Annotated in this window: 15 protein-coding genes; 14 read left to right on the top strand and 1 reads right to left on the bottom strand. The window is 58.1% G+C overall.

The genetic code is table 11. The annotated features are described in order from the left end of the window. Window positions 1-75: 75 nt before the first annotated feature. On the top strand, window positions 76-423 hold the full coding sequence (locus tag WD823_RS02220; RefSeq protein WP_368427854.1) for a GFA family protein: 348 nt from the start codon (window positions 76-78) through the stop codon (window positions 421-423). Between the two features lie 532 nt (window positions 424-955). On the opposite strand, the gene WD823_RS02215 is transcribed toward WD823_RS02220, so the two are convergent. Then, window positions 956-2,056, bottom strand: coding sequence for an IS110 family transposase (locus WD823_RS02215; protein ID WP_368427853.1), 1,101 nt, complete (start codon window positions 2,054-2,056; stop codon window positions 956-958). A gap of 98 nt (window positions 2,057-2,154) precedes the next feature. On the opposite strand from WD823_RS02215, the gene WD823_RS02210 reads away from it, so the two are divergent. The 13 genes from WD823_RS02210 to WD823_RS02150 all read left to right on the top strand — a co-directional run bounded on the left by WD823_RS02210 (window position 2,155) and on the right by WD823_RS02150 (window position 8,789). Further along, entirely contained in the window at window positions 2,155-3,552 is a 1,398-nt protein-coding gene (locus WD823_RS02210) for an IS30 family transposase (protein WP_368427852.1), read from the top strand. Window positions 3,553-3,657: 105 nt separating this feature from the next. Continuing rightward, window positions 3,658-3,900, top strand: coding sequence for a CopG family ribbon-helix-helix protein (locus tag WD823_RS02205; protein ID WP_368427851.1), 243 nt, complete (start codon window positions 3,658-3,660; stop codon window positions 3,898-3,900). After that, window positions 3,885-4,223: a type II toxin-antitoxin system PemK/MazF family toxin gene (locus WD823_RS02200; protein WP_368427850.1), complete on the top strand. Its 339-nt coding sequence runs from the start codon at window positions 3,885-3,887 to the stop codon at window positions 4,221-4,223. The genes WD823_RS02205 and WD823_RS02200 overlap by 16 nt, the downstream gene beginning before the upstream one ends. Window positions 4,224-4,461: 238 nt before the next feature. Then, window positions 4,462-4,689 carry a type II toxin-antitoxin system RelE/ParE family toxin gene (locus WD823_RS02195; RefSeq protein ID WP_368427849.1) on the top strand — a complete coding sequence of 76 codons (228 nt, stop codon included), beginning with the start codon at window positions 4,462-4,464 and terminating at the stop codon, window positions 4,687-4,689. After that, window positions 4,682-5,023: a helix-turn-helix domain-containing protein gene (locus WD823_RS02190; protein ID WP_368427848.1), complete on the top strand. Its 342-nt coding sequence runs from the start codon at window positions 4,682-4,684 to the stop codon at window positions 5,021-5,023. Before WD823_RS02195 ends, WD823_RS02190 begins: the two co-directional genes overlap by 8 nt. A gap of 53 nt (window positions 5,024-5,076) precedes the next feature. Further along, a complete protein-coding gene (locus WD823_RS02185; RefSeq protein ID WP_368427847.1) occupies window positions 5,077-5,478 on the top strand; it encodes a GFA family protein in 402 nt (133 codons plus the stop codon). A 129-nt stretch (window positions 5,479-5,607) separates the two neighbouring features. After that, on the top strand, window positions 5,608-5,886 hold the full coding sequence (locus tag WD823_RS02180; protein WP_368427846.1) for a type II toxin-antitoxin system RelE/ParE family toxin: 279 nt from the start codon (window positions 5,608-5,610) through the stop codon (window positions 5,884-5,886). Continuing rightward, a complete protein-coding gene (locus WD823_RS02175) occupies window positions 5,886-6,179 on the top strand; it encodes a HigA family addiction module antitoxin (RefSeq protein WP_368427845.1) in 294 nt (97 codons plus the stop codon). The genes WD823_RS02180 and WD823_RS02175 overlap by 1 nt, the downstream gene beginning before the upstream one ends. Window positions 6,180-6,276: 97 nt before the next feature. Continuing rightward, the gene (locus tag WD823_RS02170; protein ID WP_368427844.1) at window positions 6,277-6,747 is read left to right on the top strand and encodes an HAD family hydrolase; all 471 of its coding nucleotides are present in this window, start codon (window positions 6,277-6,279) and stop codon (window positions 6,745-6,747) included. 124 nt (window positions 6,748-6,871) lie between these two features. Then, window positions 6,872-8,068, top strand: a complete 1,197-nt coding sequence (gene chrA / locus WD823_RS02165; RefSeq protein WP_368427843.1) for a chromate efflux transporter — start codon at window positions 6,872-6,874, stop codon at window positions 8,066-8,068. 188 nt (window positions 8,069-8,256) lie between these two features. Then, window positions 8,257-8,388 (top strand): BrnT family toxin, encoded by a 132-nt coding sequence (locus WD823_RS02160; RefSeq protein ID WP_368427842.1) that lies wholly within the window; start codon window positions 8,257-8,259, stop codon window positions 8,386-8,388. 22 nt (window positions 8,389-8,410) lie between these two features. Beyond that, entirely contained in the window at window positions 8,411-8,524 is a 114-nt protein-coding gene (locus WD823_RS02155) for a BrnT family toxin (protein ID WP_368427841.1), read from the top strand. Further along, window positions 8,514-8,789: a BrnA antitoxin family protein gene (locus WD823_RS02150; RefSeq protein ID WP_368427840.1), complete on the top strand. Its 276-nt coding sequence runs from the start codon at window positions 8,514-8,516 to the stop codon at window positions 8,787-8,789. Before WD823_RS02155 ends, WD823_RS02150 begins: the two co-directional genes overlap by 11 nt. Window positions 8,790-8,813 lie beyond the last annotated feature (24 nt).

Here is an 8,813-nt window from a genome sequence, read left to right as displayed (position 1 = left end):
GTTGGGCGTCACACTTCCTGCCACTTATCGAATCGTGGGACGATAGGAACACAAATTGTCGAAAGGAGCCACGCAATGATTTACAAAGGTAGCTGCCATTGTGGACAAATTGCCTTTGAGGTTGAAGGCGAACTCACACAAGTTATGGACTGCAACTGCTCGATCTGTTCCCGAAAAGGATCGCTTAATTGGCCCGTTCCGCGGCAGCAACTTCGGTTGCTCACACCACAGGAAAATATGAGTACCTACACATTTGGCAAACACACAGTCAAGCATCGGTTTTGCTCAAAGTGCGGAATGCACCCCTTTTGCGAAGGCCCCGATCCTTCCGGCAATCACATGGCCCTCGTGAACGTTCGCTGTCTTGAAGGCGTCGAGTTCTCATCTCTCCCTGTTAAACCTTTCAACGGTCGTGATCTCTGATATCTATGACGCCCAACACTGTGCTCCAGCCGACGCAAAGAGCAGCGCGGCTGAGCACGAACGTTGAGGCTGTAGAAAAACCCCTAAATTGAACCGTTATGCCCAAACAATAGGCAGAGCGAAAATCGCTGGATCAGAATGAAGATTCATCCAGAAACGCATCAGGGCTTTTACAGTAGGCGATCTGCCTTATCCTTGAGCTCGATGACCACGACAGCGTTATTGTCGAGCTGTGTCGAATCTGATGAGATGGGTCTCGATAACAGGGTTTTTCTACAGTCTCTATAAGGACTTCCCCGTTGCAACACTAACTCTGCACACACGTAGCAAGCAGGACAGACTGCGCCTCTATAACCGGCCTTGTTGGGCTTGTGTGTTGCCCGGGCCATCATAACAACCGCACACCGACTCCTCATTCGTTAGTCGAGGTCTGAGACAGCTGCCTCTGGACTGTAGCCAGGTTCTGCCGGTGCCGGTCTTACCTGTTGCACGCGTGGTGTGCGTCGCAATCGCGTCGGTGGTAAATCCTCCTTCAGTGAATGCCGGGCGCCGATGTCATCGGCCGCTGGCCATAGCGTTTGAGATCAAAGTCCTCATTGCGGGCAAGCAGCGCCCAGAGGATTCGAGCGTGTTTGTTGGCGATGGCAACCAGTGTTTTGTAGTAGCCAATGCGTTTGTGCGTATCGACGATCCAGCGACTGAGGGGGTCTTGGCGTCGGTGAGCGGTGTTAAGGGTTGAGCGTGCCCCCTGGATAAGCAGCGTTCGCAGGTAAGCGTCCCCTTGTTTAGTGATCCTCCCCAGCCGGGGCTTGCCGCCCGTGCTCGTCTGTCGTGGGGTCAATCCGATTGAGGCGGCGAACTGTCTGCCATTTCTGTAGACCGTGGCATCGCCTACGGTGGCGAGTGCCGCACTCGCGGTGAGTGGCCCGATGCCGTTCACCGCCTGAATGCGTTGGGCACGTGGGTCCTGCTCCATCAGGGCGATGATTCGCCGGTCGTATTCGATCACACGGGCATCGAGCAGGCAGAGGTGCTGATACAGATCCCGCAGCGCTCCTTGCAACACGATGGGGAATTCGCTGGTCGTGTCCGCGCCGATCAGTTCCGGAACGAGCCGGCGAACTTTGTTCGGGGACTGGGGTAGCACGACGCCGAATTCCGAGAGCAGGCCCCGCAGGCGGTTGATCGTGGCGGTGCGCTCTTCCACAAAGCCCTGGCGCACACGATGTAACGACATCACCGCCTGCTGATCTTCCGTCTTTACGGGCACAAAGCGCATGGTCGGCCGGGTCAGTGCTTCGCACACGGCTTCGGCATCGTTACTGTCGTTCTTGCCCGCCTTTCGATAGGGCTGAACGAACTGTGCCGCCATGATTCGCACCTGGTGTCCGGCTCTCCCAAACACGCGCGCCCAGTGGTGGGCGCCACCGCAGGCCTCCATCCCAATTCGGCAAGGTGGAAGTTTTGCCATGAACTCGGCGAGCTTAGCCCGCGAAACGGTTTGCTTGAGCACCACCCGGCCTGAGGCATCTGCCCCATGCAGGGAGAACACATTTTTCGCCAAATCAATGCCCACCACTGCCACGGTACCCACCACTTTTTCCGTCCGTTGATTTGCAGTACTCTGTTTCATGACTTCCCCCTCCGTTTGAGATTGAACATGCAAGCCAATCTTGGCACACACGGTGAATTCCAATGGTCGTTGCAACATCTCGATACTGGAGGTGTTTTATGGGACGACCACATGGCTGGGTTACGGAGCGGACAGGGCGAGAACCGATGCGCTCGCCCGGCCGGCCCAGCGTTAATCAGCGGGAAGCTAAGCAAGCGTTTTGGGCGCGCATTGCCGCAGGAGCGGCGAGTGAAGAAGCGGCATTGTCGAGTGGAGTCTCGCAGCCACTGGGTCCTCGTTGGTTTCGCGAGGCCGGCGGCATTGCACCGATCAGTTTGGTTGGATTCTCGGGACGGTACTTGTCGTTTGCAGATCGTGAGGAGCTTGCGCTATTGAAGGTTCAAGGGTTGGGGGTTCGCGAGATCGCGCGGCGGATGGGGCGATCGCCATCGACGGTGTCGCGTGAGCTGCGCCGGAATGCCGCGACCCGAGGTGGCGTGCTGAGGTATCGGGCTACCGTCGCGCAGTGGAAAGCCGAGCGAGCAGCCGAGCGGCCCAAGGCCGCCAAGCTTGCCGAGAACGCGCGATTGCGAGCCTATGTGCAAGAGCGGCTCGCCGGCGCGGTCACTGATGTCCGGGGAAGATCAATTCCGGGCCCCGACGTTCCATGGAATGGTCGGCGCCACGGTCGTCGCGCAGACAGACGATGGGGCAAGTGTTGGAGCCCGCAGCAGATCAGCCGTCGATTGCGAGTTGATTTCCCGGATGATGCGTCCATGCGGATTTCTCACGAAGCCATTTACCAAGCGCTTTACGTTCAAGCTCGCGGCGCGCTACGACGTGAACTGTCTGCTTGTCTACGCACTGGTCGGGCGTTGCGAGTGCCACGCGCCAGGACGCGGCAGCGGGGCAAGAACTTCATCACCCCTGAGGTGATGATCAGCCAGCGCCCAGCTGAAGTCGCAGACCGTGCCGTTCCCGGCCATTGGGAAGGCGACATGATCATCGGTCTGAACAGCTCTGCGATTGGCACCTTGGTGGAGCGCACCACCCGATTCACGATGCTGTTGCACTTGCCGCCAATGGCCGAGCATGGTGCCGGCGCTCGCGTCAAGAATGGACCGGCCTTGGCTGGCCACGGTGCTGAGGCTGTCAGAGATGCCATTGCCGCAAAGATCGCGACGCTGCCCATACAGTTGCGCAAGTCGCTGACTTGGGACCAAGGTGCGGAGATGGCGCAGCATGCACGGTTGCGGATAGAGGCCGGCGTGGACATCTACTTCTGTGATCCGCGAAGCCCTTGGCAACGAGGTACCAACGAGAACACGAACGGCTTACTGCGCCAGTACTTTCCAAAAGGCACCGACATCAGCAGATACTCCGAGCGCAAACTTGATGCGGTTGCCACGACTCTCAACAGCAGACCTCGCAAGACACTCGGATGGAAGACGCCAGCCGAGGCTCTTGATCAACTAATATCCTCGGCTCAGAAAGGCAGTGTTGCAACGACTCCTTGAACCCAAGCACGATGCCGTGATCGGAGTGGGGAAGTCCTTATTATTCGTTAGATTCCTTGCGCGTCCCGATCTGGTATGATAAGTTGTCATACTCTGGAGGCCCCCATGAGCAGCATCAAAGTTGCCATCACTATTGACAGCGGAACGCTGGAGCGCGTTGACAGCTTGGTTGCAAAGAAGGTTTTTCCCAACCGCAGTCGAGCAATCCAGTCAGCCGTAGCCGAGAAGCTTGCGCGGATGGAGCGCACCCGTTTGGCGTCCGAATGCGCAAAGCTCGATCCGAAATTTGAGAAAGCGCTCGCTGAAGAAGGCTTAGGGCAGGAGCTCGACGCTTGGCCCGAATACTGAGAGGCGAGATTCGGTGGGCCGACCTCAACCCAGTCCGTGGTCGTGAGCAAGCTGGCTTGCGTCCCGTACTGGTCCTCAGTCACGACGTGTTTAATGAGCGTTCCGGGACTGTCATTGCGGTGGCATTGACAAGTCAGCCTCAGCGCGCCGGTTTTCCGCTGACTCTCGAGCTTCAAGCGGCAAAGCTGCCGAAACGATCATGGGTCAAGATCAGTCAGATCCGTACTCTTGCCGTCGAACGCATCGGGGCAAGAATCGGCCGCGCCTCGCCCGAGGAGATTTCGCAAGTCGTTGAGGGGCTCAATGAAATCGTCGGAATCTAACCTTAGGTCGAACGGACGGGCCGCAAGCGCCGGGCCGCATCAATCGTCAGTGCTGGCCCGCCGCGCACCAAAACGTTAGCTCTCGTTCTCGTTCCTAGCCATTCTCACGATATAGCGAATATGCTATAGTTTGGCTTCGTCAGCTGGCGCATCTCCTTCTACAGTCCCGATCTCCAGGAAGGAGGTACATAGTCTTCCGGCTGGGTTTGTTGCCCGGTTCCTGCGTTATGCGGAACGCATGGAAGTTTACGGGCCGGACCTTGGGATGCCTCACACACGAGCGATGGGCCGCGGGCTTTTCGAACTCAGGCTCAAGGCGGCAGAAGGCATCGCCCGGGTCTTCTACTGCACAATTGTCGATCGCCGGATCGTGATGCTCCACCAATTCATCAAGAAATCGGAAAAAACCCCACGGAAGGAGCTGGAGATCGCGCTAAAGCGAATGAAAGAGGTGAAAGATGCGTAACACGCTTAAAGATTTCAAGAGACGCGCGCTGGCACGCCCCGAAGTGCGTCGCGAGTACGAAAAACTCAAGGAGGAGTTTGAGCTGCTGGATGAGATTCTCAAAGCTCGCGCCGAAGCGGGTCTTACGCAGGCCGAACTTGCCGAGCGGATCGGGACTACCCAATCTGCGGTTGCGCGAATGGAGACGGCGATCGGAAAGCATTCCCCCTCCATTGCTACTTTGAAGCGTTATGCTTCTGCCCTCGGCTATCGCCTCCAGCTCCGTCTTGTCAAAGAGCAAGGTCTGACCACGCGCTCAACACGGACGCGCGAAAAGTCATCGCGCGCCGGTTAGCGCGGCCTGTTGGACCGCGAAAAGCGGAGTCTCTATTTCGTGAGGGTTAAATCATGCTGAAGACATATCACGGTAGCTGTCATTGCGGTGCGGTCACATTCGAGGCAGACCTTGATCTGACTCAAGCCACATATCGCTGCAACTGCTCCATATGCAGACGGAACCGCCAGTGGGCGGCCGTGGCAAAGCCAGAAGGTTTTCGCTTGCTGACGGGGGAAGCAGAATTAACGCAATATTTATTCAACACCAAGAAGAACCACCACTACTTCTGTAAACACTGTGGCGTGCGTGGTTTTGGCGTCGGAAACGAAACCCCCATCGGCAAAATGTATGGCATCAACCTCGGATGCCTCGACGATGTTTCAGAGGAGGAGCTTTCAAAAGTTCCTATCACCTACGTGGATGGTCGCAACGACAAATGGCAAAGCGCGCCTGAGTTCTTCGCCCACCTGTGAGGCATAGCGTGTCAATGGCATTGCGGCCCAACCGATCATTCCACCGGACCTGCGCGAAAAGCCGCGCAGGTCCGGTGAATTCAAACGTTAAGCCTTGTTGCGTGGTGCGCAACATGCTATGCTTGATGCATGATTCAATCGTTCCGACACAAAGGGCTCCGGAAGTTCTTTGAGTCGGGAAACGCGGCGGGAATACAACCGCACCATGCCAAGCGACTGCGGATGCTATTAGTGGCGTTGGATACGGCTCTGAATATCGAGGACATGAACGTTCCTGGGTTTCGGCTACACCCTCTCAAAGGATCGGAACGCGGTCGGTGGTCTGTGTGGGTAAACGGCAACTGGCGCTTAACTTTCGAATTCAAAGACGGACACGCCTACGTCTTGGATTATGAGGATTATCACTGATGGCTATGCACAATCCCCCTCATCCTGGTGAGTTCATCACCGAGGTTTATCTGAAGCCTAATGGGCTTAGCGGCCGTGAATTGGCTGCCAAACTCGGTGTAGCAGCTTCGACATTAAATCGTATTCTGATGGGTTCCAGCCGTATCAGTCCTGAAATGGCGCTGCGTCTCTCCAAGGCCCTCGGGCGTTCTCCCGAGAGCTGGCTTACCATGCAGAACAACCATGATCTCTGGCAAGCGAAACAACGTCTAAAACTCGGCAATGTTGGAAAGGTACGGCTAACGGCGGTCTAACCCGACGTTCAACCGGACGCGGTGTTCCGCCGGTACAATGTTTGTCGTCGTGGCCCGCGCCGGTGAACTTCGCGTTGGGCCACTATACCTCTATCTCATGATCTCGATCGACATTCCCGGCTTCCGCAAGCTTGAGTTAGCGCACCTTGTGTTGGATTACAACGGCATGCTGGCCCTCGACGGCAAGCTGTTGCCTGGTGTCGCGGAGCAACTCGCCGGCGTTGCACCCACTATTTGCATTCACGTCATCACAGCCGATACTTTCGGGCTCGCCGAGGCGCAACTCGCAGGGTTGCCCATCAAGCTCACCATCACGCCGGTCGAATCACAAGCCGAGGCCAAGCTCCAGTTTGTGTCCGAGTTGGGAGCCAATACGGTCGTTGCCATTGGCAACGGCCGTAACGATCGCGAGATGTTGCGCGCCGCCGCATTGGGCATTGCACTTATCCAACGTGAAGGTGGCGCGGCAGAAACGCTCGCGAGCGCCGACGTCGTCTGCACGAGCGTCTTCGATGCGCTGGAACTGCTGCGCCACCCAAAGCGCCTCGTCGCAACACTGAGATCATGAAGCGTCAGCGCAACAAGCGGTCTAATCCGGCAGTCACCCGGACCTGCGCGAAAATCCGCGCAGGCCGGTTACTTTGAACGTCAGCCAATTGACTGGTTCGAGAATGTAACAGGAATCTTCGCACATGCAGACACCCCATGCTGGCTCCGTCTTGGAAGTGTTCGCTACCTTTCTCAAGCTCGGGCTGACCTCGTTCGGCGGCCCGATCGCGCATCTCGGATACTACCGACGAGAACTCGTTGAGCGGCGCAACTGGGTCGGCGAAAGCCAGTACGCGCAACTGCTCGCGCTCTGCCAGTTCCTGCCCGGTCCGGCGAGCAGCCAGTTGGGATTCAGTCTGGGGCTTTTGCGGGCCGGCTGGGCGGGCGCCGTCGCCGCTTTCATCGCGTTCACGTTGCCGTCCGCATTGCTGCTGTTCGCGTTCGCGGCGCTGTTACCGCAAATCTCCGGCACGGCCGGCGACGCCGCGATTCACGGGCTCAAACTTGTTGCGCTATCGGTCGTCGCGCAAGGCGTGCTCGGTATGACTCGGCAGCTGTGCCCCGATGTCCCGCGCATGACGATCGCGACGTTCGCCGCGGTAGTCATTCTCGTGTCCGGCCAGGCGTGGGCGCAGCTTCTCGCCGTCGCGCTCGGCGGGGTCGCGGGTCTCGCGTTCTGCCGCGGCGTGCTGCCAGTCGCCGGTGGCGGCTTGCACCTACGCTACGGTCCGGCGCTCGGCTGGACACTGCTCGCGGTGTTCGTGCTGTTGCTCGTCGGCTTGCCGCTTGCCGCACACGGGCGCGACGGCCTCCTTGCGGTCACGGAGGCGTTTTATCGGGCGGGCGCTCTGGTATTTGGCGGCGGCCATGTGGTATTGCCCCTTCTCGAGGAGACTGTCGTCAAACCCGGGTGGATTTCCTCTGACGAATTTCTGGCCGGGTATGGTGCCGCACAGGCGGTGCCAGGGCCGATGTTCACGCTCGCTGCTTATCTGGGCGCGCGTCTTCCGGGCAGCGAAGGCGGCATGGTCGGCGCGTCCATCGCGCTCGGCGCAATTTTTCTGCCGGGGTTCCTGCTCGTGGCGGGCGTCCTTCCTCTCTGGCGCACTATCGCCGGCCGACCGATTGCAGCGCGCGCGATCGCAGGCGTTAACGCCGCCGTGGTCGGGCTCCTGGGGGCGGCGCTTTACGATCCAGTTTGGACGAGTGCCGTGCGTGGGCCGGTTGATCTGGCCATTGCAATCGTTGGTTTCACGCTTCTGGTAGCGTGGCGCGTGTCTGCGCTCTTCGTCGTGATCTGGTGCGCCGCCGCCAGCGTCGCGGGTTCGATATTGCTCTAGGGGCAGGTGAGCACGAAGCTGAAGCTCGGTGCAAAACTGGCGCTCAAATACCGCACGCGGTGGAACGCAGGCCAGGCCAACCAGTCGCTTAACCGGGTGCGGCAAAAGCGCCTCGCCGGTTGGCTTTACATTAGCCACGAAAATGCGGCGCACTTGACGAATATGCATATCGTGCATATAGTCTGTCAGTGCGCTTCCGATACGATCCCGCAAAGGCCGCAAGCAATCTAAAGAAACACGGTGTGTCCTTCGCGGATGCCGAAGGCGTATTTTACGACCCACTGGGCGATCCATCGGCTGGACCCCGATTCAGAAGGTGAGGCACGGTTTGTGGCGGTCGGCATGGGTAGCGTGGGAATAATCCTGGTTGTTGTCTACACGCTTCGCGGCGAGGAGATCCGGCTTATATCGGCTCGTCACGCTACGCGGCATGAGGTGACAAGCTATGAGGGCTGAATACGATTTTTCAAAAGGTAAGCGAAGCGCGCTACTCCCCGCGAAAGGCAAGACGCGCATTACCATTTACATCGATGACTCGGTGCTTAATGAGTTTCGTGCGCGGGCAGAGCGCATGGGCACTGGCTACCAAACGATGATGAATGAGGCATTGAAAGTCTTCTTGGGAAAGAATGAGCAGCCGGTTACTGCAACCGTGTTACGTCAAATCATCCGGGAAGAACTTCCTGAGGCTGAGCGGTCGGTGACATCAGTAACAAAATAGTCCGAGGACATGGGTTACGCCTTG

The sequence above is a fragment of the Sulfuricaulis sp. genome, assembly GCF_040901545.1.
Taxonomy (GTDB): Bacteria; Pseudomonadota; Gammaproteobacteria; order Acidiferrobacterales; family Sulfurifustaceae; genus Sulfuricaulis.
This window is presented reverse-complemented; position numbering and strand designations above follow the sequence as displayed.

Coding starts and splice junctions, on each gene's coding strand:
- WD823_RS02215 (WP_368427853.1), bottom strand. CDS start 2,056: ATGAAACAGAGTACTGCAAATCAACGGACGGAAAAAGTGGTGGGTACC.
- WD823_RS02150 (WP_368427840.1), top strand. CDS start 8,514: ATGAGGGCTGAATACGATTTTTCAAAAGGTAAGCGAAGCGCGCTACTC.
- WD823_RS02190 (WP_368427848.1), top strand. CDS start 4,682: ATGCGTAACACGCTTAAAGATTTCAAGAGACGCGCGCTGGCACGCCCC.
- WD823_RS02185 (WP_368427847.1), top strand. CDS start 5,077: ATGCTGAAGACATATCACGGTAGCTGTCATTGCGGTGCGGTCACATTC.
- WD823_RS02155 (WP_368427841.1), top strand. CDS start 8,411: ATGGGTAGCGTGGGAATAATCCTGGTTGTTGTCTACACGCTTCGCGGC.
- WD823_RS02170 (WP_368427844.1), top strand. CDS start 6,277: ATGATCTCGATCGACATTCCCGGCTTCCGCAAGCTTGAGTTAGCGCAC.
- WD823_RS02220 (WP_368427854.1), top strand. CDS start 76: ATGATTTACAAAGGTAGCTGCCATTGTGGACAAATTGCCTTTGAGGTT.
- WD823_RS02175 (WP_368427845.1), top strand. CDS start 5,886: ATGGCTATGCACAATCCCCCTCATCCTGGTGAGTTCATCACCGAGGTT.
- WD823_RS02180 (WP_368427846.1), top strand. CDS start 5,608: ATGATTCAATCGTTCCGACACAAAGGGCTCCGGAAGTTCTTTGAGTCG.
- WD823_RS02205 (WP_368427851.1), top strand. CDS start 3,658: ATGAGCAGCATCAAAGTTGCCATCACTATTGACAGCGGAACGCTGGAG.
- WD823_RS02195 (WP_368427849.1), top strand. CDS start 4,462: ATGGAAGTTTACGGGCCGGACCTTGGGATGCCTCACACACGAGCGATG.
- WD823_RS02210 (WP_368427852.1), top strand. CDS start 2,155: ATGGGACGACCACATGGCTGGGTTACGGAGCGGACAGGGCGAGAACCG.
- chrA (WP_368427843.1), top strand. CDS start 6,872: ATGCAGACACCCCATGCTGGCTCCGTCTTGGAAGTGTTCGCTACCTTT.